Here is a 25697-nt window from a genome sequence, read left to right as displayed (position 1 = left end):
GGTGTGTCGAGCATCACTCGCGCAAACGCGCGGGGAACCGCGGAAGAACAGAACAGCCCGGAGCCGAGCTCCGGGCTGTGGGCGATTCGTCTGCCCTAAAGCTTTTGCCGCGAATTCATGGCTGAGTGACGGCCTGCGGCCAGGGGCAGTCGAATGCGGGCAGCTTCGCGGCCAAGCACTCGCCGTTCAGCCGGTTCGCGCTGGCGGCCATGACGCCGGCGCTGACGATCGATCCGACGCCCGCGCCCAGCACTCCGCCCGCCACGCAGCCGACGGCGGTGCCGATCCCGATCGCGGGCAGCGAGGCCTGCCCTGCCTGCGCCTGCACGGCCGCATAGTCCTGGTTGTAGGTGTCGATGGCGTCGACCGGTTGCGCCGTGGGTATCGCCGCGTCGGCGGTCCCCGCCGACGCAACCACCGCGACTGCCGTCAGTCCCGCGACCGCAAGCGTGGAAATCGAAAGTAACGAAAGAGATTTCATGGGCAGATACTCGACGTTGCCGTTGAACACACCCCGGGTGTGACCTGTCGATACCCTGTGAAATCGCTGCGCCCGGACCGGCCCGTCCGGGCTGTCGTGGCTGGTAGAGAATGAATGATGGTCGGGGTGACAGGATTTGAACCTGCGACCCTCCGCTCCCAAAGCGGATGCGCTACCAAGCTGCGCTACACCCCGAAAGGACCCCGAAGGGTCTAGAGCGGGCGACGGGAATCGAACCCGCACCATCAGCTTGGAAGGCTGAGGTTCTACCATTGAACTACGCCCGCAGTCACCGCATCGGCCGGTCGGGAGTGCCGATCAGCGGATGTGCTGTGCGTTGAGCACTGTACCGAACCTCACTCGTGTAATGCCAATCCGGAGATGTTCCCGCACGTCGGAGCCGGTCGGGTGAGTTGTCCGGCGAGTCGCGGAAAACATGCCGAAATAGGGTGTAACACGGCGGTCACCTCAGCGATCTCACCTTCGTCGCCATTCGCGAGACAACGGGAACCTGTTCTGAATCAGGGGTTTTCGAAGTCGGGTGGCTTGCTAGGATCCTTTTTGTCCGGACGGGGGTATCTGGAAAGGGGGCGGTGAGCATGCACCAGAGGTGTGGGCGACCGCGAAGTAGTGAGTTCGATCCGAAGGGCGTGACCGGCGAAGCGGCCGGTCCGAGCATTTCGTACGCAGGGTGAGCCGCATGCCCATCCGACTCGACACTCGAACCACCGCGATCGTCGCGGCCACCATTCGAGAATGGGTGCGGGCAGTGCACCCCGGCGCGGGTTCCGGCGCCGAACCTGCCATACCGCTACAGGAACTGGAACGAGTCTTCGCCCAGATCATCGATGAGCTGCTGGAACTGGCGGGCTGCGAGCCCTTTCCGGTCCCGGCGGCCCGCGCCATCGGGCATCGGCTGGCCGAAGCGCCGTTCGACCGGACCCGCATGCTCGCGCCCGCCAGCCGCGCGCTGCTCGGTCTCGCGCCCGGCGAACCCGGCTCGCTGATCGCCACCCGCTGGCCGTTCATCGCCAGCCAGGCCATCGACAGCTATGCCGAGGCGCTGCAACAGCGGGCACTGATCCAGCAGGAACGCAGTCTCACCGAGAAGGTGTCGGTGCGGGTGCAGGAAATCGCGGCACTGCAGACGCGATTGCGGCACGAGGCCACCCACGACGCGCTCACCGATCTGGCCAACCGGTCACTGTTGCAGGAACGCGTGCGGATGATGGCCACCGATCCGGCGCGCGGCGTCGGATTGCTGCTCATCGACCTCGACGATTTCAAGGCCATCAACGACGGGTACGGGCACACGGTCGGCGACGAGGTGCTGGTCACCATCGCTCAGCGGCTGCGCGCGGTGTGCCCGCCGGAGACGGTGATCGGGCGCTACGGCGGCGACGAATTCGTGGTCGCGCTGCCCGCACGCCGGAACAGTCTCGGCGAGCTGGCCATGCGGGTGCTGGCGGCCCTGTGCGAGCCGGTGCCCACGGCCTCCGGGCCGGTGCCGGCGTCGGCGTCGGTCGGTACGTCCTTCTGCCCGCCGGGCCGGGAGTGTGATTTCTCCGATCTGCTGCGCAGTGCCGATCGGGCCATGTATTCGGCGAAAACCGCCGGCAAACGAGGGTTCGCGGTCTCGGAACTGGACGCTGAGGAGGCTGATCCAGCAGGGCCGCGTTCCCGCTACGCGGCGGTGGCCGGCTGATCGGGAAGCGCGAGCTCACAGCGCGTAGCAAAGGGCAGGCAAATTCTGCCGCGTAGGGTGGGTGGCGTGACTACGGTAGTCGTGCTGCTCATCGTGATGGTGCTCGTCCTGCTGGGAGTGGTCGCGGTCAACCGCGCCCAACGCTCCCAGGCCAACAACCAGCTCGCCGACGCGAAAGCCGATGCGCGCCGGGTCATCGAACGGCTGGGCGGTCAGGTCTACAACCTCACCGGCACCGACGATGCCTCGAAGCAGGCGCTGGCCGACGCGGGGGAGCGGTTCAATGCCGCCGGCTCGCAGATCGAACAGGCCACCACGGCCGCGCAGGCCCGGCTCGCGAAAGAGACCGCGCTGGAAGGGCTCTACTACGTGAGCGCCGCGCGGACCGCCATGGGCATGGACCCCGGGCCGGCCGTCCCGGAACTCGACGGCCAGCGCAGCGCGGGCCGCGTCACCGAGGACCGTGCCATCGATTACGACGGCCGCCGAATCGAAGCCTCCCCCAACCCTTCTGCCGCCACCCCCAACTACTACCCGGGTGGCCGGGTCGCCGGCCGTCCCGTCCCGGCCGGCTGGTACTCCGAACCGTGGTGGAAGACCGCACTTGTCGCCGGCGCCTGGGGCGTGGGCTCCGCCCTGCTCTTCAGCTCTCTGTTCAACGGCATGTCCGGCGTCGGCTACGACGCCGTCGGCTTCGAAAACGGTTACGGCGACGGCTATCAGGACGGCTTCGCGGCCGGCGACGGCGGTTTCGGCGGCGACCAAGCCGGCTACGACCAGGGCGGCTACGACCCCGGCTACCAGGACACCGGATACGACATGGGCGGCAGCGACTTCGGCGATTTCGGTGGCGGCGGCTTCGACGGCGACTTCTGACCCGCGGATCGACTTCTGATCCCCTGCACCGACTTGCGCCTCTGCGAGCAGTGCCGCGCCCGTCCCTCCCCCCTTCGGAGGGACGGGCGCGGCCGTCACCGGAGGAACGTCATCGCCTCCTCGACCACGCGGCCGGGATCCTCGGCAGTGGGGAAGTGGCCGACCTCCTCGAGTACGCACACCTGGAGATCGGTTGCGTACTCGCCGAATTCGGTCATGGTGCTGGTCGGGAACAACGGATCGCGATCACCGGCCAGCACCAGCGTCGGCACGCGCAGTCGTTGCCACCGGAATTGGCCCGCGAGCAGGAGCGGGATCTCGTGTGTCACGAGATTGCGGTAGTAGCTGACGGTGGCGTGCACGCGGGCGGGCTCCTCGAACTGCGCGAGGAATATGCCCCGGTCTTCCCCGGTCATCGTGTCCGACCGGTGAATCCAGTGGCGCAGTGCCCAATCCGGCGTCGCATGTGCCACGGCCAGCGATCCTGCCACGGGGGCGGCATTGGCCGCGATGTGCCACAGCCGGACAGTGCTCGCGAGCACCTGCGGCGTCGGTCGCAGGAACGGGCTCGCCGTATTGAGCGCGATATATCGTTCGACCCGCTCCGGAAACCGCAGGGCCAGTAGATAGCCCACCAGCCCGCCCCAGTCGTGCCCCATGGCCCGGAACCGGTCGACGCCCAGCCGGTCGAGCAATCCGATGATGTCGTCGGCCATGACATCGGGCCGATACCCGCCGGCCGGCGCTTCGGTCCAGCCCAGTCCCCGCAGATCCGGGCAGATGACGCGATACCGAGTTGCCAACGGCCCGAGGACATGCCGCCACTACCACCAGTGCTGCGGCCAGCCGTGCAACAGCACCAGCGGTTCACCCTGCCCCGCCAGCGCCACATGCACGCGCAGGCCGGCGACGTCCACGAACCGATGCTCGATGCCGTCGAGCACGGGCAGCTCCCGGCCGCCCGCCTCGCGGATTCCCTCCGCCGGATCGTTCGGGCGCGAGGTCCGGTGCGGTGCCGTACTGGTGGCGGTCATCGGAATTCCCCGGTGGGAGCTGCTTTTCCGTCGCCGGTAGTGGCGGTGTCGTGGAGGAAGGTGGCGATGGTGGATGCGAGAAGGGCGGGCTGGTCCTCGGGGGAGTAGGTGCGGGAATCAGGGATCAATTCCAGGCGGGCGTCGGGGAAGTCGGCGGCCAGGCGGTCGGCCCAGCGGCGGGTGAAGAAGCGGTCGTCGGCGGACCAGGCCAGCAGGACCGGGCGAGGGAAGGTGGCGAAAGACTCTGCGGCGGCGAGGGTGTGTGTCTTGTCGATGCCGCGGAGGACCCGGCGGAGGTCGGCACGAATGGCGGGGGACCGGTCGACGGGGCGGGTGTAGGAGTCGCTGGCGGCGGGGTCGATCGGTTTGCTGCTGAGCCAGCCGTAGGCATTGGGCAGGCGGCGGATCAGGTTCGCGCGCATGCCGATTCCGAGCATTGCCATGCCGCCGGGCAGCCGGGGCAGTAGCGACAGGTAGCTGTAGGCGGGTGGCGGGAAGTTCTCGTAGGCGTCGCAGGCGGTGAGGACCAGGCGGTGGATGAGGTCGGGGCGGGCGGCCAGGACGAGCTGGCTGATGGCGCCGCCGCTGTCGTTGCCGACCAGGGTGACCGGGCCCAGGTCCAGGGCCTCGAGGACGCCGATGACCAGCCGGGCGAGTCCGGGCGGGGTGAGGTCGTCGGCGCCGGGCAGCGGGCGGGTGTGCGAGCCGAGGGGCAGATCGATTGCCATGCAGTGGAATTCGCGGGCGAGCGGCGGGATCACGCCGCGCCACAGGTTGGCGTTGGACAGTACTCCGTGCAGGAAGACGACGGGTTCGCCGGTGCCGCTGTGGAATACGTCGAGGGCGCCCTGCGGCAGGGTGACGGTCTGCCGGGTGCCGAGTGCGGTGTCGCGCCAGGTGGCGCGGGTGTCGAGGGTGTGGTCCGTCATCCGATAACTCCCCTTGGTCAGTGACAGTGGATGAGGGCTTCAAACTAACAAACAGGCTGCCTGTTTTTCAATGGGTGGCGATAACATGCCTGGAAAAGGCGCAGAAAGGTGACGATGGCCAAGCAAGCCGAACGCTCCGAATCGACCCGCGCGGGCCTGATCGCGGCCGCCCGCGAACTGTTCGCCGAACGCGGGTACGCGGCCGTCGGCACCCCCGAGATCGTGGAACGCGCGGGCAGTTCACGCGGCGCGATGTATCACCAGTTCAAGGACAAGCAGGATCTCTTCCGCGCCGTCTACGAACAGGTGCAGCAGGAGATCATGGCGCAGATCGCCGAGGCCATGGCCGACGTCGACCGCAGCGATCCGGCCGCCGCGCTGAAATCCGGTCTGCACACCTTCCTGCTCTCCTGCACCGATCCCGAACGCATCCGCATCTCGCTCATCGACGCCCCGGCCGTCCTCGGCTGGCAGGAATGGCGGGCCCTGGACGAGCAGTACGGGCTCGGGCTGGTCATCGCGGGCCTCGAACAAGGCATGGGCACCGGTGCGCTGCGGACCGATCTCGCCGTCCGGCCGGTGGCCCTGATGATCCTGTCCGCGCTCGGCGAGGCAGCCCTCTTCATCGCCGGCGCCGCCGACCCCGAAACCGCCCGCGCCGAGACCGAACCCGCGATCTTCGCCCTGCTCGACGGCCTGCGCGCCGGATGAATCCGCCAAGGCTCCGCGAAACATCTTGGCTGGGGCCAGAATCGAGGGCGTGACGGACCTGGTGTTGAGCGCGGAACGGAGATCGTGGCTGGCCGAGCTGCTCGGGGACGAGAAGCGGTTACGGGCCGAGTACCCGCGCGTGGCCGAATATCTGGAGACCGCGGGGATGCTGCCGGGGAGCGGCGACGAGCGCGCCGACGCCGCCTTCGACCTGCGCATGGTGCACTACCTGACCGGCGGCGAATCCGAGACCGGGAATCCGTACTGGGACATCGTGGGGCCCGCCGTGTTCGAGCAGGAGGGGTGCCGGGTCGTCAATGGCGGCCGGGTGAAGGGGAGCGCGCGGCTGGGGTTCGCGCAGACGATTCTGCAGGCCGCCTACGCGTACGCGATTCCGTCGCCGGAGACCCTCGGCTGGGTGTCGGGATTCTGCGCCGGGCGGCCGCTGGTGGAACTCGGTGCGGGGCGCGGCTATTGGGCCGCACAGCTGGCGCGGGCGGGCGTGCGGGTGGACGCCTATGATTTCGAGCCGCCGGACGCGGCCGAGAACGTGTCGTTCCCGAGCGCTCAGGGTCAGCCGGACGTCTGGTATCCGGTGGGTGATGTCGCGCGCTTCACGGAAAGATCGCACGCCGGCGCGGATTACGTGCTGATGCTGTGCTGGCCGCCGGGCTGGGGAAACACCATGGCCTCCGACTCGCTGGCGGAATTCGCGCGCGCGGGCGGGGAGCGGCTGGTCTTCATCGGAGAGCCGAAGGGCGGGAAGACCGGGAACGACGCGTTTTTCGACGCGCTGGCCGCCGGATGGGAGCCCGCGGCGCAGGACGCGCGGTATGTGTCCTGGTGGAACCTGTCGGATGTCGCGCAGGGCTGGGTGCGGCGGACTTAGCCGATGCCGGCGGCGTGGCGCTATCCGGCGTTGTGGGGCGCTTCCGGCTCTCCCGGCGGTTCGATGCCCCAGTCGTCCAGGTTCATGCGGAAGACGAAGCCGTCGTAGCGGTCTCGGGGGTAGGAGATGTCGGCGACCATGAGGACGCGTTCCTCGGGGTCGAGGAAGCGCTGGTGGACGGCCTTCACCAGGTCGCCGGCCGGGGTGCCGAGCCATTGGGCGTGGGTTTCGGTGGGGAGGCGGTCGGCGAGGGTCTCTTCGAGGAAGCGGGCCGCGGTGGTGTCCTCGATCTCGGGCGGCTGGTAGGTGTCGGAGATGGAGATGGGGCGGCCGTCCTCGCTGGCGCGGGTGACGGTATGGGTGATCTCCTCGCCGATCTGCAGGCCGAGCCACGAAGCGAGGACCTCGGTGGCGAGGATGCGTTCGGTGTCCCGCTCGACCCGTACCTCGCGGTCTGATTCATTGCCGAAAGTGGTTTCCGGGCTTTCCAATTGCCGCTCCGGTGCGACCCGGATCAGATTCGGGCGATCCGTCACGAAGATCCCGCGCCGTTCCACCGTGCGGACCAGGCCTTGGCTGGCAAGCAATCTCACCGCCTGACGCACCACGATCGGCGAGACGCCGCTGCGTTCGGCGATGTCGGTGAGGCTGGGCAGGCGGCTGCCGGGAGGTAGCGCGCCGGTGCGGATTCGGCGTGCGTAATCGCCGGCGATGGAGACGTAGGCCGGTTCACCCATGGCGCTGAATCCCTTCGAATCTGCGGCATCTCGATGATGACGCGTGATTTCAGTATATGGGGGTGGGTATGCACAAATCGACAATGCGTATACGCATCTGCGCATACACTTGGCGTACGGGAGTTGAATCGAATCTGTGAAGGGGTAGCTGTGAGATTTCGACCGACTGCGGTCGGCTACGTGCGCAGCGATATCAGCGGTGCGCGACAAGCCTGGGACGAAGAACGGATCCGCAGTCGCGCAAAGCGACTCGGATACGACTTCGCCAAGATCGTGGTCGCGGACGCGCGATCAGGTGGCCAAGCGCAGGGAGGTGGAGCGTTACTAGCGGGACTGAAGTCGACCTTGCGGCGACTCGACGCCGAGGCCGTCATCGTCCCCAGTGCGAAACATTTTGCCGGTGAACAGGTCCCGTCCGACCTGGTGCAGCTCGTCGATGTGATCACCGTCGAACCCGAGGAGACCTACGCGCGCTGGGCCATACCGCCGATCCCGCCGGAAAAGTCGTGAATGTCAGGAATTCCCGCCGGCCCAATCGTCGCCGTGCTCATGGCGTAAATGCTCGGCGAGAATGGCGGCCTGCGAACGGCGGGCCAGGCCCAGCTTGCCGAGCAGCGCCGACACATAGTTCCGAACGGTCTTCTCGGACAGGAAGATCTCGGCGGCGATCTCCTTGTTACTGCGGCCGTGCCCGATATGCGACAGGATCTGCCGCTCGCGTTCGGTCAGATCCACACCGGCCAGCGGATCCGCGCGATCCGCCCGGTGCCGCAACCGCTCGGTGACCTCCGCGGCGGTCCGGGGATCGATGAGGGACTCCCCGGCCGCCACCCGGCGGATCGCCGTCACCAGCTGCGGGCCGCGGAGCTGTTTGAGCACATAGCCTTTCGCACCCGCCAGCACCGCACCCAGCAGCGCCTCGTCATCGGAGAACGAGGTGAGCATGAGGACATTCAGATCCGGCAACTCCGACAGGAGGTCACGGCACACGCTGACACCGTCACCGTCCTCCAGCCGGACATCGAGTACCGCCACATCGGGGCGCACGGCCGGCACCCGGCGCAGCGCCTCGGCAGCGGTACCCGCCTCACCGACGACCTCGATATCGCCCTCCGCCTCCAGGAGATCCTGGACGCCGCGGCGCACGATCTCGTGATCGTCGAGCAGGAAGACGCGGATCTTGGCTGAGTTGTCCACGGCAACATCTTCGCAGGTCTAGTAGGTGACCAGCCCGTGCGACTCGAACTCCTGCCGGGCCCGGCTCACCTGTTCGGCCGTCGGAGCCGGGGTGTCGGCGAGCACGAAGCGGCGGCCCAGGGCCTCCCACTTGGCGCGGCCCAAGGTGTGGAAAGGGAGTACGTCGACGCGCTCCACATTGCCGAGGGTGCCCGCGAACCGCGCGACTTCGCAGACTTCCTCGGGTGCGTCGGTGAGGCCGGGCACGAGCACGTACCGCAGCCAGACCGGCTTGTTCATCTCCGCCAGCCGCTCCGCGAATTCGAGAGTCGGCGCGAGCTCACGCGAGGTGAGACGGCTGTAGGTCCCGGGCTGCCCGGCTTTGATGTCCAGCAGCACCAGGTCCGTGGCCGCGAGCAGCTCATCGGACGCCAGGCGCCCCAGGTAGCCGGACGTGTCCAGGGCCGTAGGCAACCCGAGACCTCGGAACCCCCGCAACAGCCCGGTCGCAAAATCCGGCTGCTGCAACGGCTCCCCGCCGCTGATGGTCGCGCCGCCGCCACTCGCGCGGATGAACGGCACATACTTCGCCGCCTCCGCCACCATGGCGTCCACGGATTGCAGGGTTCCGTTGCCGCGCAACCAAGTATCGGGGTTCTGACAATAGAGACACCGCAGCGGACAACCACTGAGGAACGTGACGAACCGGGTGCCGGGACCGTCCACGCCGGTCGAGATATCCCAGGAATGCACGAATCCGCTGTCACTCGAGCCGCCGGTGGCGCACCCGGCCGGCGGCTCACCCAGACCGATGCCCGGCTGCAGCAGGAGCGTGGTCATCAGAGGCTCGCGTGGAAGGTGCGGTTGATGACATCCAGCTGCTGCTCGCGGGTCAGGCGCACGAAGTTGACGGCATAGCCCGAGACGCGAATGGTCAACTGCGGGTAGTTCTCCGGATGTTCCATGGCATCCCGCAACGTCTCCTGGTTGAGGACGTTCACGTTCATGTGGAACCCGGTGGTCGCGATATAGCCGTCCAGAACGCCCACCAGATTGGTGACACGCTCCTGCGGGCTGCGGCCCAGACCCTGCGGCGTCACCGTGCTGGTCAGCGAAATACCGTCCGTCGCATGCTCGTACGGCAGCTTCGCCACCGACATGGCCGAGGCCACGATGCCGTGCGTATCGCGGCCGTTCATCGGATTCGCGCCTGGCGAGAACGGTTCGCCCGCGCGCCGGCCGTCGGGGGTGTTGCCGGTCTTCTTGCCGTACACCACATTCGAGGTGATGGTCAGCACCGACTGCGTGTGCTCGGCATGCCGGTAGCTGGGGTACAGGCGGATCTTCTGCATGAACCGCATCACCAGATCGGCGGCGATGGAATCGACGCGGTCGTCATTGTTGCCGTACTGCGGGTACTCGCCCTCGATGCGATAGTCGGTGGCCAGGCCCGACTCGTCCCGCACCACACGGACTTTCGCGTACTTGATGGCCGACAGCGAGTCGGCGGCCACGGCCAGGCCCGCGATACCGCAGGCCATGGTGCGGCGGACATCGGTGTCGTGCAAGGCCATCTCGATGCGCTCGTAGGCGTACTTGTCGTGCATGTAGTGAATGACATTGAGCGCGTGCACATATGTCTTGGCGAGCCAGTCCATGAGCTTGTCCAGGGCCGCGTCGACCTCGTCGTAGTCGAGCAGCTCCGCGGTGATCGGCTCGAAGCCCCTCGCCACCACCTTGCCGGACTTCTCGTCGCGGCCGCCGTTGATGGCGTACAGCAGCGTCTTCGCGAGATTCACCCGCGCACCGAAGAACTGCATCTGCTTGCCCATCTCCATGGCCGAGACACAGCAGGCGATGGCGGTGTCGTCGCCGAAACGCGGGCGCATGAGCTCATCCGACTCGTACTGGATGGAGCTGGTGTCGATGGAGACCTTGGCGCAGAAACGCCTGAAGCCCTCCGGAAGTCGCGGCGACCAGAACACGGTCAGGTTCGGCTCCGGCGCCGGACCCAGGTTGTAGAGGGTCTGCAGGAAACGGAAACTGGTGCGGGTCACCAGCGGCCGGCCGTCGCTGCCGATACCGCCGAGGGATTCGGTCACCCAGGTGGGGTCGCCCGAGAACAGTTCGTCGTATTCGGGGGTGCGCAGGAAACGGACGATGCGCAGCTTGATCACGAAGTCGTCCACCAGTTCCTGGGCGCGCTCCTCGCCGATCACGCCGTCGGCCAGATCCCGCTGCAGGTAGATGTCCAGGAAATTCGCGGTGCGGCCCAGCGACATCGCGGCGCCGTTCTGCTCCTTCACCGCCGCCAGGTACGCGAAGTACAGCCACTGGATGGCTTCCTGCGCGGTGCCGGCCGGCTTGGACAGGTCGAAGCCGTAGGTGGCGGCCATGGTCTTCAACTCGGTGAGGGCGCGGATCTGCTCGCTGACTTCCTCACGCTGCCTGATGATTTCGTCGACGGCCCACAGGTCGTCGAGGCTGTTCTTGTCGGCCATCTTCTCCACGATGAGCCGGTCCACGCCGTACAACGCGACACGGCGGTAGTCGCCGATGATGCGGCCGCGGCCGTAGGCATCCGGCAGGCCGGTGACGATGCCGGCGCTGCGGGCGGCGCGAATATCCTCGGTGTAGGCGTCGAAAACGCCGTCGTTATGGGTCTTCCGGTACTTGGTGAAGATCTCGGTGACGTGCGGGTCCTCGTCGACGCCGTACGCGTGCAGGCTGTTCTGGACCATGCGGTAGCCGCCGTTGGGCATGATGGCGCGCTTCAGCGGGGCGTCGGTCTGCAGGCCGACGATGAGCTCGTTGGCCTCGTCGATATAGCCGGGGGCGTGCGAGGTGATGGTGGAGGGGGTGTGCGGGTCCACGTCGTGGATGCCGCGCTCGCGCTCGGCCGGGAACATGGCCGAGAGCTTCTCCCAGATGCCGAGGGTGCGGGCGGTGGGGCCGCTCAGGAAATCGCCGTCGCCGGTGTAGGGGGTGTAGTTCTGCTGGATGAAGTCGCGCACGTCGATCTGGTCGCGCCACAGGCCGCCCTTGAATCCGGCCCAGGCTGCGAGACGGGGTGCGTTGCCGATCATGGTCATCGTTGACTCCTTTTCCAGCCGAATGCTCCGATTCCATGCTGGACGGTCGCGACACTCGGCGGCAGAGACAAATGTCCCCAGGTTGCCGCTGAGTAGCCTTTCGGACATGCCGGAAGAACCATGGGGTCTCGTACCGGACGAACTACGCGAACTGACCGCCTCCCGGGAACGACTTCACGATCTCGTCGAAGCCGTTTACACGGTGGTCTCCGATCTCGACGTGTCCGTCGTCCTGCGGCAACTGGTCGCCGCGGCCGTCCGCCTCGCCGACGCCGAATACGGTGCGCTGGGATTGCTGCCGGACGATGACGGCGTCGAACGGCGGCTGGCCGAATTCGTGCAGGTCGGCATGGACGAGGCGACCGTGCGGCGGATCGGGCACTGGCCGCAGGGCGGCGGCGTGCTCGGCGCGGTCCTCGCGGGCGAGGACCCGGTCCGGCTCACCGACCTCACCACCCACCCGGCCTTCGAAGGCTGGCCCGCGGGGCATCCCGACATGCGCAGCTTCCTCGGCGTGCCGGTGCGGATCCGCGGGCGACTGCTCGGCGACCTGTACCTCGCCAACAAACGCGGCGGCGGGCGGTTCACCGCCGAGGACGAGCGGATCATCGAGGCGCTCGCGGTCATCGCCGCCGCGAAGATCTCCAATGCGCGCATGCACGAGCAGGTGCAGCTGGATGCGATACGGCGGCAACGGGATTCGATCAAGATCGCGCTCATGGAGGACCGCGACCGCATCGCCCGCGACCTGCACGACACGGTCATCCAGCGGATCTACGCCTCCGGACTCGCCCTGCAGGGCGCACTGCGGCTGGAACCCGCACCCGAGGTCGCCGAACGACTGGAACGCGTCGTCACCGCGCTGGACGAAACCATCCAGGACATCCGCGCCACTATCTTCTCCCTGCAATCCGCCACCGGCGGATCCGGCGGATTACGCAGCGAGATCGCCGAATTGGTGACCACCGCGGCCCGCCACCTGGGCTTCACCCCGACCCTCCGCCAGCGCGGCCCGATCGACACCGCCGTCCCCGAGGAAACCGGCCGGCAAGCCGTGGCCGTCCTCCGCGAATCACTCTCCAACGTCGTGCGGCATGCCGACGCCACCCGCATCGACGTCGCCGTCACCGTGGATCCCGACGAACTACGCATTTCGGTGGCCGACAACGGAATCGGCGTCGGCGACGCCCACCCCCGCGGCGGCCTCCGCAATATCGCAGACCGCGCCACCGCCCTCGGCGGCATCCTCGAACTCGGCCCCGGCCTCGACAACCGTGGCACCGCCCTCCTCTGGCGCGTCCCTATCCGCCGGGACTGAACAGGCGGCCCGGGCTCGGACCGATTCGCCACGTACGGAACACAGCGGCCCGGGCCGTGAAGGCCCGGGCCGCTGCGGGTTACCGGTCGAGAGTGGGCCACCGTCTGCGGACGGAGTGGCGATGGTGCGACGAACCGGTGGGTCAGTACTGGTGGCAGGTGTCGACGACCTGGCTCAGCTTGGCGCTGAACTCCGGGTTGGCGGTGGCCGAGACGCCCGCCTTCTGCTGATCGGCGACCAGCTGCTGGAAGGCAGCGCGGCGCTGATCGGCCGGCTTCTCGTACGCGGCCTGAATCGCGGACTTCTGCGCCGGAACCGCGTCGAGCTGCGCGGCCGTATCCGGCGCCACCTGATGCAGTGCGGCGTCGACCTGCGCGAACGAGCAATTCGAGCTCAGCAGCGGTTCGAGATCACCCATCGGATCGGCAGTGGCGGCGCCCGCACCGAAAACCGCGGTGGCGACGGCGAAACCGTAGACGGCCGCCGCAGCGCCGATTGCGTACCGCGTACTGATCAAATTCATGAACGAAACCTCTCCTACCTCTGGATCAGTGGTTGGCGACCGGACCACGGCTGGACCGGACAGGAGAGTATCGGAGCGGAGTCCCGATCGGATTGGTCCGAAACACACGCGATTACGCCACCCCCTGCGAACAAGGGGCGGCGTGATCGGGTCGGGTTGTCGCCCCGCCGAGGCAGGGGCGGTCGAGCGGTTCCCGTCTAGTTGGCCGGGTTCGCTTGCGCCGCCTGGGTGGGCGGCACGGCCGGCGGCGGCGTCGGGACCGTACTGGTCTTGTCCGCCCACTTGGTGGTGCCCGCGGGCGCGTTGAGGGTGTTCAGCAGGTCGAAGCCGGAGGCGATCAGCGTCGGGCCGCCAAGGGCCACGGTGCCGATGATGCCGCCGACGCCGGCGCCGGTGACGAGCCCCGCGACACAGCCCGCGGCAATGGTCGCCACACAGCCGATGGTCGCGCCGAGCGCGGTACCGATGAAGGTACCGACGGCGGTCGCCAGACTGAACTGGGTGGTGAAGTCGTTCTGCGCGCGCTGGTTCTCCAGCTGGGAGGCGATCGGCTGCACCGTGACCGGCTGCGTGAAGGTCAGACCGGCCGGCTTGTCCGGGGTCAGGCGCAGCACCGTGCCGTTCTGCTCGACGGCCGGCTTCACCGGAATGTCGATCGGGCCCAGGTGGACCTCGAGCGGCAGCGTGAGTAGCACGTGGCCGTCATCGTCCTTCACATCGACCACGTTCACGACCTTGGCCGGATCGACAGGCGTGCCGTCCGCGGCGACGGCGACACCGTCGCGCTGCGCCAGGCGTTGCGTACCGCCCGCGGCCAGATCACTGTCGAGAGCCTGAGATAGTGCGAAGGTGCCGCCCTTGAGAGTGGTGACGACCGTCTTGTCCACCAGCTTCGCCGAATAGGCGATGTGCGGGGCAGGGGCGGGGTCGGCAGACGCCGAACCGGCCAGGACGGTCGATGCTGCCCCCTGAACTACGAGGGCGCCGATCACCAGGGAGGCTGCCGCGGTGGTGCTGCGGAACTCCATGCGGTATCCAATCCGATCATCAGGTGTAGGGCAGATCCAAACAGTGGAGCTTAACGGAGACCGTGGCATCCAGAACTGTTGGATCGCAATATGTCCGGTCTAAACAATCGATCAACTATCCGAGAATTATTCGCCCGCGGGGGTTAGCCACGGCGTCGCCAACTCTAACGCCCGGCGATACATGTGTCCGGGGAACGAGGCAGACTTCAGGAATGAGCCTCAGGTACAGCGCCGGCGTCCTCCTCTTCCGCCGATCCCCCGACCTGGAAGTACTGATCGGCCACATGGGCGGCCCCCTCTGGGCCCGGAAGGACGCCTCCGCCTGGTCCATCCCCAAGGGCGAATACGAACCCGTCGACGAGGAACCGCGCGCCGCCGCCGCCCGCGAATTCGGCGAAGAGCTGGGCCTTCCCGTCCCCGCAGGCGAGTGGATCCCGCTCGGCGACGTCGAATACGGCTCCGGCCGCAGCCGCAAACAGGTCACCGTCTGGGCCGTCGAAGGCGACCTCGACCCCGCCGACGTGGTACCCGGCACCTTCGAAATGGAATGGCCCCCACGCTCCGGCCGCAAAGCCGAATTCCCCGAAATAGACCGAGCCGCCTGGTTCACCCCGGATATCGCCACCGAAAAACTCGGCAAAGGCCAGCGCCCATACCTCGACCGCCTCATCGCCCACCTCGCCCTCTGACCCCCGACCCGCGAGCGGGCACTGGTGGTGGCGGCTTCTCGCGAAACGCTTTCACCAGTGCCCTCTCGATCCTTGCCGCATCAGAGGCGGGGGTCGACGGGTTCGGTTTCCAGGGCCAGGACGGTGAAGACGGCCTCGTGGACGTGCCACAGGGGTTCCGCGGCTACGAAGCGGTCCAAGGACTCCAGGCCCAGGGCGTATTCGCGGAGGGCCAGCGAGCGCTTGCCGCCCAGGCCGCGTTTCCGCAGCTGACGGAGATTTTCGGGGCGCAGGTACTCCGGGCCGTAGATGATCCGGAGGTATTCCGGGCCACGGCATTTCACTCCGGGCTGGACCGGGCGGCCGCTGCGGGAACCCGTGCCCGCGACCAGGGAACCCAGTGGTTTGACCACCATGCCCTCGCCGCCGGCCGTGGTGAGCTCGGTCCACCAAGTGGTTGCTGCGGATTCACTGTCCGGGTCGGACAAATCGACCAGCAGGCGCCGGGTGGGGGTGAAGAGCTCCGGGTCGGCGGCGACCAACCGGTCGATCCGTTCCAGGTGCCAGTCGTGTTCGCGCACGGCGTAGTTCACGCCCTCCGCCGCCAGGAGCTGGAACGGGGCCAGGCGGACACCGTCCAGACCGTCCACCGGCCAGCAGTACCGGCCGTACGCGGTGGTGAAGGCCGCCGCGTCCGCCCGGCGCGCGGACGTGCGCTCGGTGAGGTCACCCACATCCAGGCCACGAGCCGCCGCGGCCGCCAGCATTTCGGCGGCCGAACCCAGTGTGGCCCGCGCCGCGGCGCCGACCGCCGCGTACTGATTGCGCAGCAGTCCCATGGCCTTGGCCGACCACGGCATGAGCTCGGTGTCCAGCAGCAGCCAGCCGGTGTCCAATTCCTCGAACAACCCGGCCCGCTCGGCCGCCGCCCGCACCCGCGCCAGCAGCGCCTCGGTCTGCTCCGGTGAATCGAAGAACGGGCGGCCGGTGCGGGTGTACACCGCGCCCGTACTGCCGTCCGCCACACCGAAACGATCCCGCGCCGCCGCCTGCGATCGCGAAACCGCCACGACCGCACGCGAACCCATGTGCTTCTCCTCGCACACCACCGTGCCGACACCCTCCGAGCGGTAGTACTCGAAGGCCTCCGCCGGATGTTCGAGCAGGCCGTCCAGCGTCGTGGTGGCACACGGCGACATGGTCGGCGGCAGGTACGCCAGCCAGCGCGGGTCCACGGCGAAGCGGCTCATCACCTCGAGCGCCGCGGCGGCCGCGTCCTCCTGCACGCCGACCCGGCCCAGGTGGCGGGTCTCCACCACCCGGCGGCCGGTCACGTCGTCCAGGTCGAGCACGCCCGGATCGCGGTGCACCACACCGGAACTCGTGACGAAACCCGGCGCCTCGAGCGGACGCACCGGCTCGAACCACACCTGCTCGGCGGGCACCGACACCGGCTCCCGCTCCGGGTACCGCAGCGCGGTCAGCTTGCCGCCGAACACCACACCGGTGTCCAGGCACAGCGTGTTGTTCACCCACACCAGCTCGGACATCGGCGTGTGGCCGTACAGGACCAGCGCCTTACCGCGGTAGTCATTGGCCCACGGGTAGCGCACCGGCAGTCCGTATTCATCTGTCTCCCCGGTGGATTCGCCGTACATGGCGAACTCGCGCACCCGCCCGGAGGCGCGACCCTGGTACTGCTCCTTCAGGCCCGCGTGCGCGACCACCAGCTTGCCCTCGTCGAGCACGTAGTGACTGATCAGGCCGCGCATGAATTCGTGTGCGGCCTTGCGGAACTCCGGCTCCTCGGCCTCCAGCTGCGCCAGCGACTCGGCCAGGCCGTGCGCCACCTTGACCTTGCGGCCGTCCAGTGCGCGCACCAGCTTGAACTCGTGATTACCGGTGACGCACAAGGCGTTTCCGGCAGCCACCATGCCCATGACGAGCCGCAGCACGCCGGGAGTATCCGGCCCACGGTCCACCAGGTCGCCGACGAAGACCGCGGTACGGCCCTCCGCATGCTGGGCATCCACCGGGCGGCCGGCGGCATCGCGTTCCAGCGTGTAGCCGAGCTCGCCCAGTAGCGTCTCCAGTTCGGAACGGCAGCCGTGGATGTCGCCGATCACGTCGAACGGGCCGGTGAGCTCGCGACGGTCGTTCCACAGGCGCTCATCCGTGAGGGTCGCGGCCTCGACCTCCTCGACCCCGTGCAGTACATGCACCTTCCGGAAGCCCTCGCGCTCCAGGAATTTTGGGCTTGATAGGCCTCCGCCCAGGCTCCGCCGCAGATCCCGCTGCTGACGGGACATCACGTGCGGGCCCAGATCGGCGCGATCCAGGCGCAGCGCATTGCGCTCCACACAGACCTGCTCCGGCACGTCCAGCACGATCGCCACCGGCAGCACATCGTGCGCACGCGCCAGCTCGACCAGCGCCTGCCGTGCCTTCGGCTGCACATTGGTGGCGTCGATGACCGTGCGCAGGCCGCGCCGCAGTCGCACCCCGGCCACGTGGTGCAGGAGTTCGAAGGCGTCGTTGGTGGCGCTCTGATCGGCCTCGTCATCGCTGACGAGACCGCGGTACGCGTCCGAGGACAGCACCGCCGTGGACCGGAAGTGCTTGTGCGCGAACGTCGATTTCCCGGAGCCGGAACTGCCGATCAGCACGACCAGCGAGAGCACCGGGATGGACAGCTCAGCCATTACGCGGCTCCTTTCTCATCGCTGTCGTTCTGTTCGGTGGTGATTCCGTTGTGTTTGGTGAAGACGGCCATTTGGGTGGACGCACCCCGCTCCGCGTCCTCGGGGCCGACCGGCTCGAATCGCACGGCGTAGCCGTACCGCTCGGCGACCCGGTGCGCCCAGTCCGCGAATTCCGCACGGCTCCACTCGAACCGGTGATCGTGATGCCGGAACGTGCCCGGCGTCATGCCCTCGTAGAGCGCGTTGTACTCGCTGTTCGGCGTGGTCACGAGGACGGCGCCCGGTGCGGCGGAACCGAATACGGACTGCTCCAGCGCGCCGAGCCGGTTCGCGTCGACATGCTCGATGACCTCCATCAGCACCGCCGCGTCGTAACCCTGCAACGAGGCATCGGTGTAGGTGAGCGCGCCCTGCCGCAGGGTGACCCGCTCGGCCTGCCACACCGGCAGCCGGCGCAGTCGCCGCTGCGCGATCCGCAGCGACATGACCGACACGTCCACCCCGACGATCTCATTGAACGAGCGGTCCGTCACCAGCTCGCGCAGCAGCGCACCCGGCCCGCAGCCGAGATCCAGCACCCGGCTCGCGCCCACAGCGCGCAGTGCGCCGAGCACCGCCGCACGCCGCAGCACCGCCAGCGACGGCGGCTTGCCCGGGTCGGGTTCCGTTGCCGCGGTGGTGGATTCGCCCGCCTCGTCGACCGTATCGTCCACCGCGCCCAGCTCCTCCGGCTCCGCATCGTCGAGTTCGGCGAGGCGGGCCAGCGCGACCTGCACCAGAGAATGCCGGCGCGCCAGATAGCGCTGGGTGATCCAGGCGCGCTCCGGGTGACCCGGCAGCCAGGACTCGCCCATGCGCAGCAGCTTGTCGATCTCGGTGGCGTCCAGCCAGTAGTGCTTCGAACCGTCCAGCACCGGCAGCAGGACATAGAGGTGCGAGAGCGCGTCCGCCAGCCGCAGGGTGCCGGTCAATTCGAGTCGCACATAATGCGAATCGCCCCACTCGGGGAAGGCCGGATCCAACGGCAGGGGAGTGGCCGTGACCGTCCAGCCCAGCGGCGCGAACACCCGCTCGGCATACTCCGGCCCGCCCTTGCACGGCACCGCCGGCAGTTCGATACGCAGCGGGAGCGCGGTCCCGGCCAATTCCGGTCGCTGCGCGCAACGCCCGTGCAGGGCGGACCCGAACACCGTGGAGATCGCCACCGCCAGCAGCGACGACGCCGCGTACGGGCGATCGTTCACATACTGACCGAGGCTGAATTCGGTCGTGTTCCGGGACTTTCCGCGGACCAGGCGCACCGGATCGATTTCCAGCAGCAGCGCCGCCGTGCACCGTTCCTCGTCGGCTTCGGGATAGAACACCTGCGCCACCCCGTACGACTGGTCGAAAGTCTGAATGCGCGAAGGATTCTTGTGCAGCAGAAAGCCGAGATCGGTCGCCGCCCAGGCGGCGCCCTCCGGTCGCGTACAAGAAATCGTCAACAGCATCCTGAGATGCTCCCGTACGCAGAAAGGCCCCGCAAACCATTTCCCGTCCAGGAAATTGGTGTTGCGGGGCCCTTCGAGTCGTCAGCGGCCGAGTTGCGCCTGGAAGATCTCCTGATTGAAATACGCCTTGGCCTCGACGATCAACCCGTCCGCGCCGAGTTCGTACACATTGATGCCGGACCAGTTCACGGGTACACCGGTGACCGACACCGCCGCGCCGCTCCAGGACACCGCGACCGAACGACCGACGGTGTGCGCCTGGTGCGGGGTGAGCCCGAGGAACGGACTGAAGTTCGGCAGCACCGAGGCAATGAATTCCCGGATTGCCTTGCGGCCCAGGATCGGTGGCTTCCCCACCGGATCGTGGAAGACGCCGTCCTCGGCGAACGCGGCCGCCCAGCTCTCGGCATCGCCGGACTGTGACGCCCGGAAGAACTGCAGCACCGCTGCGGGCATGGCGGGCATGGTCATGATTGCTCCTTCGAACGGGTACTGCGGAACCGCCTGTCGTAGCGGCCCGCGAGGGGGAGGACGAGACAGCCGAGCGCGGTCAGCGCGGCCTGGAGAGCGCACACGGCGAGCCAGCCCCCCGCGGCGTAGCAGGCCGCTCCGAGCGCGGCGCAGATCGCGCCACTCAGGAAGACCGAGACCATGTACACCGTGTTCGCGCGGCTGCGCGCCGCCGGGAGGTACTCGAAAATCCTGGCCTGATTGGCGATCTGGCTCCACTGCACCGCTATGTTCGCCAGCACGATCGCCACGATCATGGCCGGTAGCAGGTGGCCGCCGAGCCCGTACGCCCCGGCCGCCGCCAGCATCAGCGCCAGTGCCGCGGCGATGATCGGCACCGGTCCGCGCCGATCGATGAACCGCCCGGCCCACGGCGCGGCGATCGCCCCCGCCAGCCCGAGCGCGCCGAACAGCGCCGCCAGCGCGCTACTGAACCCGTACGGCGCGTGCGTGAGTACCAGCACCAGCGAGGTCCACGTTGCCGTGTACGCCCCGAACAGCAAGGCATGCAATGCGCACGAATGCCGCAGCGCCGGTTCGTGAACGAGCAGCCGCGGCAGCGAGGCCAGCAGCGCGGGGTACGCCGGCGGGACGTGCTCGGCCGTGCGGGCCGTTTCGGATACCGCCGTGCCGATAGCGGCCTTCGCGCCTGGCCACGGCTCGGTCGCCGCAGCGCCGGCCGTGGTCTGGACGGTGTGGCGCGCGGTCGCCTTCGTGCGCCGCGGCTCGCGCGGGAGCAGCATGACGGTCAGTGCGCCGGTGGCCGCCGTCAGGAACGCGGCCAGGACGTAGGCTGCCCGCCAGCCCAGCAGGTCACCGACCGTGCCGCCGATCACGCGGCTGCCGATCATGCCGGTGAGCAGGCCGATCTGCATGCCGGCCACGACGGAGGCGCGCCGATCGGGCGTGGCCAGTTCGGCGGCGAGGGGGACCAGTACCTGCGGAATGACGGTCGCGCCGCCGATCAGGGCGGTCGCGGCGGCGAGCAGGGCCAGGTCCGGCGCGGCGGCCGCCAGCAGCAGGGCGGCCACGGTCACCGCCAGCAGGGTCGTCACCAGTGGCCGTCGGCGGCGCACGTCGCCGAGCGGGACCAGGAAGAGAATGCCTGCGGCATAACCGAATTGGGCGCACGTCACCACGATCCCGGCCGCCGAGGCGGTGATCCCGAGGCTGCGGGTGAACAACTCCAGCAGGGGCTGGGCCAGGTACACGTTCGCCACGGTGGCGCCGCTGCAGACGGCCATCACCGGGAACAGCAGCGAACGGGCCCGGCCGGCGCTGGGCGGGCCGATGTCCGGCGGGGTCTGGTGGCTGTGCTGCTCGACGGGCATCGACATCTCGGATCCTTCCGATCGAACTAGTTAGTTCGGAACAGTAGGACGTGACTCGAGCGGCTGTCAAACGAACCAGTTCGTTACAATCGCGGCGTGGCATACGATTCGGCGGCGACCAGGGAACGCATACTCACCGCGGCGGCAACCGAATTCGCCGCTTACGGCGTGGCCGGGGCTCGGGTGGATCGCATCGCCGCCAATGCGCAAGCCAACAAACGCGCCATCTACGACTACTTCGGTGACAAGCAGGCGCTCTTCGCCGCGGTCCTGGAAAAGCTCATGAGCGACCTGGCTCAGGCCGTCCCACCCAGCGAGGACCTCGGCGATTACGCCGGGCAGCTCTTCGACTACCACCGCGCCCACCCCGAGACCCTGCGCCTATTGCTCTGGGAGGCATTGGAACTCGGCGACGACCCCGTCCCGGACGAGGAGAACCGCACCCGCCACTACTTCGAGAAGGTCGCCGCCGCCGAAGCCGCCACGACCGGCGTCGACCCGCGTGACCTGCTGTTCTTCACCCTCGGCCTGGTCGGCTGGAGTATTGCCATGCCGCAACTGCGCCGCATGATCCTCGGCCCGGATCGGAGCCTCGACGACCTGCGCCCCGCCATCGCGGGCGCGGTCGAGCGACTCGCTGCCACGCCCGGCCCCGCCGAGGACTGACACGCCGTGTAGGTTTCGGCGGCGCCGTAAATCCTTGCGGCAGCACCCGATTTCCGGCAGACGGAATCAGACTCGGCGAACAGGAGCGGGAATGCGTGTGGCAGGCACGATCGGCGTGATCGCGGCAGCGGGACTGCTACTTACGGGCTGCAGCAGTAGCAGCAACGACAGCAAGTCCGATCCGACCTTCACCGTCGCGCTGCCGCAGGCCAACGGCAAGGACTGCTCGATCAAGGTCGAGGGCGGATTCGGCCAGGCCCCCAAGATCGATATTCCGGACGGCTGCGAACCGCCGAAGGACCTGTTCACCAAGGACCTCGTCACCGGCACCGGGCCCGGCGCGGCCGCCGGACAGGCACTGAGCACCAACTACACCCTCGTCACCTGGTCGGACAAGAAGAAGCTGGACAGCTCCTTCGACCGCGGTCAGACGCTGCCCCTCAAGCTGGGCGCGGGCCAGGTCATCCAGGGCTGGGACAAGGGCCTCGCCGGCATCCAGCAGGGCACCCGCCGCCTGCTCGTCATCCCGCCGAACCTCGGCTACGGCGACACCCCGCCCCCCGGCATGCACCCGGGTGAGACGCTGGTCTTCGTCACCGACGCCGTCAAGGTCGGGTAACCAGCAGCAGCCCGCCATCACCTGAGACGCGAACCCCCGCACCAGCCGGGATTCGCCTGCCTCACCAGGGCGACCGGTCGACCGACCGGCCGTGGCCCCGCACTGCTGCGCGACCGGTTACACGGCCCTGGGGGCCGTCAACTAACCTGGTCGGGATGCGTTGCGGGGGGAACCTAGACGTCAACCATGAACTACGAACAAGGAGCATGTCCGTGAAGAGCACCGTCGAGCAGCTGAGCCCGACTCGGGTCCGCATCAATGTCGAGGTGCCCTTCGAGGAGCTGAAGCCGGACTTCGACAAGGCGTACAAGGCGCTGGCCTCGCAGGTTCGTATCCCCGGCTTCCGCCCGGGCAAGGCCCCGGCCAAGCTTCTCGAGGCCCGCCTCGGCCGCGGCGCCGTGCTGGAGCAGGTCGTCAACGATGTGCTGCCCAAGCGCTACAGCGAAGCCGTCACCGCTCAAGAGGTGAAGGTCATCGGCCAGCCGGAGATCGAGATCACCAAGATCGAGGACGGCCAGGAACTCGCCTTCACCGCCGAGGTCGACGTGCGCCCGGAGATCACCCTCCCCGACTACTCCACCCTGAAGGTGGAGGTCGACCCGATCGAGATCACCGACGAGGACATCGACCAGCAGCTGCAGTCGCTGCGGCAGCGGTTCGGCACCCTCAAGTCGGTCGAGCGCGCCATCGAGAGCGGCGACTTCGTCTCCATCGACCTGTCGGCCACCGTCGACGGCGCCGAGGTCGAAGAGGCCTCCACCACCGGCCTGTCCCACGAGGTCGGCTCCGGCCAGCTCATCGAGGGCCTGGACGAGGCCCTCATCGGCCTGAAGGCGGAGGAGTCCAAGGACTTCACCTCCACCCTGGTCGCCGGCGAGCACGCCGGCAAGGAAGCCGTCATCACCGTCAAGGTGGGCTCGGTCAAGGAGCGCGAGCTGCCCGACGCCGACGACGAATTCGCCCAGCTGGCAAGCGAATTCGACACCATCGGCGAACTGCAGGACGACCTGAAGACCCGCGTCGAGCGCGTCAAGAAGGTGCAGCAGGCCGGCGAGATCCGCGACAAGGTGCTCGAGGCGCTGCTCGCGGCCGTCGAGATCCCGCTGCCCGAGAAGGTCGTGCAGGCCGAGGTCGACGCCGTCAAGCACGACGCCGTCCACGGCTTCGACCACGACGAGGCCAAGCTGGCCGAGGCGCTCGAGGCCGAGGGTTCCTCGCTGGACGAGTTCAACAAGGACACCCAGGAAGCCGCCGAGAAGTCGGTCAAGACCCAGCTGCTGCTGGACGCCGTCGCCGAGGCCGAGAACACCCAGGTCGGCCAGGACGAGCTGTACGAGCGGATCATCTTCCAGGCGCAGCGCTACGGCATGTCGCCCGATCAGTTCATCCAGCAGATCCAGCAGGCCGGTCAGCTCGGCGCCGTCTTCGCCGACGTCCGCCGCGGCAAGGCCCTCGCCGGTGTCGTCACCCAGACGGTCGTCACCGACACCGCCGGCAACGCCGTGGACACCGCCGAAATGTTCGGCACTCCGGCCGAAGAGGCCGAAGAGGTTTCCGCCGAGGAGCTCGCCGAGGTCGCCGACGCCACCGAGGCCGAAGCGTAATAGCGTAAGTTTTGCGCTGTGAGCGAAGCAGGGCGGTACCGGGAGTTCGGTGCCGCCCTGCTTCGTTAGGGTTTGTGTCAGCGCTGGAACTTCCGAAGTGATCAGTAGGGGCTTGTAACCGAGCCGTTGAGAGAGGGCAGGTATCCGTGACAATTCATCAGGCAGGGGTGCGTATGACATCCGGGACTGCTGGTCTGAACCTCAGTGATTCGGTGTACGAGCGCCTGCTGCGCAACCGCATCATCTTCCTGGGCACGCAGGTCGACGACGACATCGCGAACTGGCTCTGCGCGCAGATCCTGCTGCTGTCGGCCGAGGATCCGACCAAGGACATCTCGCTCTACATCAACTCGCCCGGTGGATCGGTGACGGCCGGCATGGCCATTTACGACACCATGCAGTTTGCCGAGTGCGATATCCGCACGGTCGGTATGGGTCTCGCTGCGTCGATGGGTCAGTTCCTGCTCGCCGCGGGCACCAAGGGCAAGCGCTACGCGCTGCCGCACGCGCGGATCATGATGCACCAGCCGTCGGCCGGCATCGGTGGTTCCGCCGCCGATATCGCCATCCAGGCCGAGCAGTTCGCCTACACCAAGCGTGAGATGAACGAGCTGCAGTCGCAGTTCACCGGCAAGTCCGTCGAGCAGGTGACCGCCGACGCCGACCGCGACCGCTGGTTCACCGCGGCTGAGGCTCTGGACTACGGCTTCATCGACAACGTCGTGTCGCACGCGAGCCAGACGAACGGCAACTAGGTCCGCAGCCCACCACACAGACTTTGGAGACATCTATGTCCAACATGATCGATCCGCGGGCCGCGGGCATCACCTTCGCCGCCGCCGGCGCCCAGCTGCCGCAATCGCGGTACATCCTGCCGTCCTTCGTCGAGCACTCGAGCTTCGGCGTCAAGGAGTCCAACCCGTACAACAAGCTGTTCGAGGAGCGCATCATCTTCCTCGGCGCGCAGGTGGACGACACCTCCGCGAACGACATCATGGCGCAGCTGCTGGTGCTGGAATCCCTTGACCCGGACCGCGACATCACCATGTACATCAACTCGCCCGGTGGTTCCTTCACCGCGCTGATGGCCATCTACGACACCATGCAGTACGTGCGCGCCGATGTCGCGACCGTCTGCCTGGGCCAGGCCGCCTCGGCCGCCGCCGTGTTGCTCGCCGCGGGCGCCCCCGGCAAGCGGGCCGCGCTGCCGAACGCCCGGGTGCTGATCCACCAGCCGTCCACCTCGGGCGGTATCCAGGGTCAGGTTTCCGATCTGGAGATCCAGGCCGCGGAGATCGAGCGCATGCGTCGTCTCATGGAGACCACGCTGGCGCGGCACACCGGTAAGGACGCGGATGTCATCCGCAAGGACACCGATCGCGACAAGATCCTCACCGCGCACGAGGCCAAGGATTACGGCCTCATCGACACGGTGTTCGAGTACCGCAAGCTCAGCGCTCAGAAGTAGTTCGCACGGCGCGCAGGAAGTTCGCGAGGCGGCGGGATCGTCAAGGGTCCCGCCACCTGCGGCAGGGGTGAGAACACACACTGTCCGTCGAGAAACGTGCCCAACTTGTCGACCTCGGTCGCGTACAGCGGGTACGGTCA

General features: G+C 67.9%; 25 protein-coding genes, 2 tRNA genes and 1 pseudogene. 12 read left to right on the top strand and 16 right to left on the bottom strand.

Translation table 11 applies throughout. The annotated features are described in order from the left end of the window. Nucleotides 1-115: 115 nt before the first annotated feature. From ACH438_RS10810 to ACH438_RS10800, 3 genes are all read right to left on the bottom strand, one after another. Entirely contained in the window at nt 116-481 is a 366-nt protein-coding gene (locus tag ACH438_RS10810; protein WP_397003588.1) for a hypothetical protein, read from the bottom strand. 118 nt (nt 482-599) lie between these two features. Further along, nucleotides 600-676: transfer RNA gene (locus tag ACH438_RS10805), tRNA-Pro, on the bottom strand. A gap of 21 nt (nt 677-697) precedes the next feature. Continuing rightward, nucleotides 698-768: transfer RNA gene (locus ACH438_RS10800), tRNA-Gly, on the bottom strand. Nucleotides 769-1181: 413 nt separating this feature from the next. Between ACH438_RS10800 and ACH438_RS10795 the strand changes: the two genes are divergently transcribed. Both ACH438_RS10795 and ACH438_RS10790 read left to right on the top strand, forming a co-directional pair. Beyond that, nucleotides 1182-2186 carry a diguanylate cyclase domain-containing protein gene (locus ACH438_RS10795; RefSeq protein ID WP_397003586.1) on the top strand — a complete coding sequence of 335 codons (1005 nt, stop codon included), beginning with the start codon at nt 1182-1184 and terminating at the stop codon, nt 2184-2186. A 96-nt stretch (nt 2187-2282) separates the two neighbouring features. Continuing rightward, complete coding sequence (locus ACH438_RS10790) at nt 2283-3062, top strand: DUF1542 domain-containing protein (protein ID WP_397003754.1); 780 nt, start codon at nt 2283-2285, stop codon at nt 3060-3062. Between the two features lie 95 nt (nt 3063-3157). Here ACH438_RS10790 and ACH438_RS10785 read toward each other — a convergent pair. From ACH438_RS10785 to ACH438_RS10775, 3 genes and pseudogenes are all read right to left on the bottom strand, one after another. Next, nucleotides 3158-3874: pseudogene (locus tag ACH438_RS10785) on the bottom strand (alpha/beta fold hydrolase); the annotation flags it as partial. A 12-nt stretch (nt 3875-3886) separates the two neighbouring features. After that, a complete protein-coding gene (locus ACH438_RS10780; RefSeq protein WP_397003583.1) occupies nt 3887-4096 on the bottom strand; it encodes an alpha/beta fold hydrolase in 210 nt (69 codons plus the stop codon). Next, nucleotides 4093-5025 (bottom strand): alpha/beta fold hydrolase, encoded by a 933-nt coding sequence (locus tag ACH438_RS10775; RefSeq protein WP_397003581.1) that lies wholly within the window; start codon nt 5023-5025, stop codon nt 4093-4095. Before ACH438_RS10775 ends, ACH438_RS10780 begins: the two co-directional genes overlap by 4 nt. A 114-nt stretch (nt 5026-5139) precedes the next feature. On the opposite strand from ACH438_RS10775, the gene ACH438_RS10770 reads away from it, so the two are divergent. Together ACH438_RS10770 and ACH438_RS10765 are read left to right on the top strand one after the other, a co-directional pair. Continuing rightward, complete coding sequence (locus tag ACH438_RS10770; RefSeq protein ID WP_397003752.1) at nt 5140-5736, top strand: TetR/AcrR family transcriptional regulator; 597 nt, start codon at nt 5140-5142, stop codon at nt 5734-5736. Between the two features lie 49 nt (nt 5737-5785). Next, entirely contained in the window at nt 5786-6625 is an 840-nt protein-coding gene (locus ACH438_RS10765) for a hypothetical protein (RefSeq protein ID WP_397003579.1), read from the top strand. A gap of 20 nt (nt 6626-6645) precedes the next feature. On the opposite strand, the gene ACH438_RS10760 is transcribed toward ACH438_RS10765, so the two are convergent. Continuing rightward, nucleotides 6646-7362 (bottom strand): GntR family transcriptional regulator, encoded by a 717-nt coding sequence (locus tag ACH438_RS10760; RefSeq protein WP_397003577.1) that lies wholly within the window; start codon nt 7360-7362, stop codon nt 6646-6648. A gap of 150 nt (nt 7363-7512) precedes the next feature. On the opposite strand from ACH438_RS10760, the gene ACH438_RS10755 reads away from it, so the two are divergent. Further along, nucleotides 7513-7872 carry a hypothetical protein gene (locus ACH438_RS10755; protein WP_397003575.1) on the top strand — a complete coding sequence of 120 codons (360 nt, stop codon included), beginning with the start codon at nt 7513-7515 and terminating at the stop codon, nt 7870-7872. 3 nt (nt 7873-7875) lie between these two features. Here ACH438_RS10755 and ACH438_RS10750 read toward each other — a convergent pair whose 3' ends face one another. Genes ACH438_RS10750 through pflB form a run of 3 tightly spaced genes read right to left on the bottom strand, consistent with a single transcriptional unit; the run spans nt 7876 to nt 11630 of the window. Further along, nucleotides 7876-8559 (bottom strand): response regulator, encoded by a 684-nt coding sequence (locus ACH438_RS10750; RefSeq protein ID WP_397003573.1) that lies wholly within the window; start codon nt 8557-8559, stop codon nt 7876-7878. Nucleotides 8560-8577: 18 nt separating this feature from the next. After that, nucleotides 8578-9378: a pyruvate formate-lyase-activating protein gene (gene pflA, locus ACH438_RS10745; protein ID WP_397003571.1), complete on the bottom strand. Its 801-nt coding sequence runs from the start codon at nt 9376-9378 to the stop codon at nt 8578-8580. Continuing rightward, the gene (gene pflB, locus ACH438_RS10740) at nt 9378-11630 is read right to left on the bottom strand and encodes a formate C-acetyltransferase (protein WP_397003569.1); all 2253 of its coding nucleotides are present in this window, start codon (nt 11628-11630) and stop codon (nt 9378-9380) included. The genes pflA and pflB overlap by 1 nt, the downstream gene beginning before the upstream one ends. Nucleotides 11631-11736: 106 nt before the next feature. Between pflB and ACH438_RS10735 the strand changes: the two genes are divergently transcribed. Next, nucleotides 11737-12948, top strand: a complete 1212-nt coding sequence (locus tag ACH438_RS10735) for a GAF domain-containing sensor histidine kinase (protein ID WP_397003567.1) — start codon at nt 11737-11739, stop codon at nt 12946-12948. A gap of 142 nt (nt 12949-13090) precedes the next feature. Here the strand turns inward: ACH438_RS10735 and ACH438_RS10730 are convergent, their stop codons facing one another. Together ACH438_RS10730 and ACH438_RS10725 are read right to left on the bottom strand one after the other, a co-directional pair. Next, nucleotides 13091-13471: a hemophore-related protein gene (locus ACH438_RS10730; RefSeq protein WP_397003565.1), complete on the bottom strand. Its 381-nt coding sequence runs from the start codon at nt 13469-13471 to the stop codon at nt 13091-13093. A 197-nt stretch (nt 13472-13668) separates the two neighbouring features. Further along, entirely contained in the window at nt 13669-14499 is an 831-nt protein-coding gene (locus ACH438_RS10725) for a hypothetical protein (RefSeq protein WP_397003563.1), read from the bottom strand. Nucleotides 14500-14711: 212 nt separating this feature from the next. Between ACH438_RS10725 and ACH438_RS10720 the strand changes: the two genes are divergently transcribed. Beyond that, nucleotides 14712-15188 carry an NUDIX domain-containing protein gene (locus tag ACH438_RS10720; RefSeq protein ID WP_397003561.1) on the top strand — a complete coding sequence of 159 codons (477 nt, stop codon included), beginning with the start codon at nt 14712-14714 and terminating at the stop codon, nt 15186-15188. Nucleotides 15189-15268: 80 nt separating this feature from the next. Here ACH438_RS10720 and ACH438_RS10715 read toward each other — a convergent pair whose 3' ends face one another. From ACH438_RS10715 to ACH438_RS10700, 4 genes are all read right to left on the bottom strand, one after another. Then, the gene (locus ACH438_RS10715) at nt 15269-17869 is read right to left on the bottom strand and encodes a polynucleotide kinase-phosphatase (RefSeq protein WP_397003559.1); all 2601 of its coding nucleotides are present in this window, start codon (nt 17867-17869) and stop codon (nt 15269-15271) included. Beyond that, nucleotides 17869-19359 (bottom strand): 3' terminal RNA ribose 2'-O-methyltransferase Hen1, encoded by a 1491-nt coding sequence (locus tag ACH438_RS10710; protein ID WP_397003557.1) that lies wholly within the window; start codon nt 19357-19359, stop codon nt 17869-17871. The genes ACH438_RS10715 and ACH438_RS10710 overlap by 1 nt, the downstream gene beginning before the upstream one ends. 81 nt (nt 19360-19440) lie before the next feature. Further along, nucleotides 19441-19830 carry a nuclear transport factor 2 family protein gene (locus tag ACH438_RS10705; RefSeq protein ID WP_397003555.1) on the bottom strand — a complete coding sequence of 130 codons (390 nt, stop codon included), beginning with the start codon at nt 19828-19830 and terminating at the stop codon, nt 19441-19443. Next, nucleotides 19827-21206, bottom strand: coding sequence for an MFS transporter (locus tag ACH438_RS10700; RefSeq protein WP_397003553.1), 1380 nt, complete (start codon nt 21204-21206; stop codon nt 19827-19829). Before ACH438_RS10700 ends, ACH438_RS10705 begins: the two co-directional genes overlap by 4 nt. A gap of 90 nt (nt 21207-21296) precedes the next feature. Between ACH438_RS10700 and ACH438_RS10695 the strand changes: the two genes are divergently transcribed. From ACH438_RS10695 to ACH438_RS10675, 5 genes are all read left to right on the top strand, one after another. Continuing rightward, entirely contained in the window at nt 21297-21866 is a 570-nt protein-coding gene (locus ACH438_RS10695) for a TetR family transcriptional regulator (RefSeq protein ID WP_397003551.1), read from the top strand. 91 nt (nt 21867-21957) lie between these two features. Next, nucleotides 21958-22485 carry an FKBP-type peptidyl-prolyl cis-trans isomerase gene (locus tag ACH438_RS10690; RefSeq protein ID WP_397003549.1) on the top strand — a complete coding sequence of 176 codons (528 nt, stop codon included), beginning with the start codon at nt 21958-21960 and terminating at the stop codon, nt 22483-22485. A 212-nt stretch (nt 22486-22697) separates the two neighbouring features. After that, on the top strand, nt 22698-24089 hold the full coding sequence (tig, locus tag ACH438_RS10685) for a trigger factor (protein WP_397003547.1): 1392 nt from the start codon (nt 22698-22700) through the stop codon (nt 24087-24089). 173 nt (nt 24090-24262) lie between these two features. Next, a complete protein-coding gene (locus ACH438_RS10680) occupies nt 24263-24844 on the top strand; it encodes an ATP-dependent Clp protease proteolytic subunit (protein WP_397003545.1) in 582 nt (193 codons plus the stop codon). Between the two features lie 44 nt (nt 24845-24888). Further along, nucleotides 24889-25557, top strand: a complete 669-nt coding sequence (locus ACH438_RS10675; RefSeq protein ID WP_397003750.1) for an ATP-dependent Clp protease proteolytic subunit — start codon at nt 24889-24891, stop codon at nt 25555-25557. Nucleotides 25558-25697 lie beyond the last annotated feature (140 nt).

Origin of the sequence: Nocardia sp. NPDC020380, from assembly GCF_044386975.1 — a bacterium.
Taxonomy (GTDB): domain Bacteria; phylum Actinomycetota; class Actinomycetes; order Mycobacteriales; family Mycobacteriaceae; genus Nocardia.
This window is presented reverse-complemented; position numbering and strand designations above follow the sequence as displayed.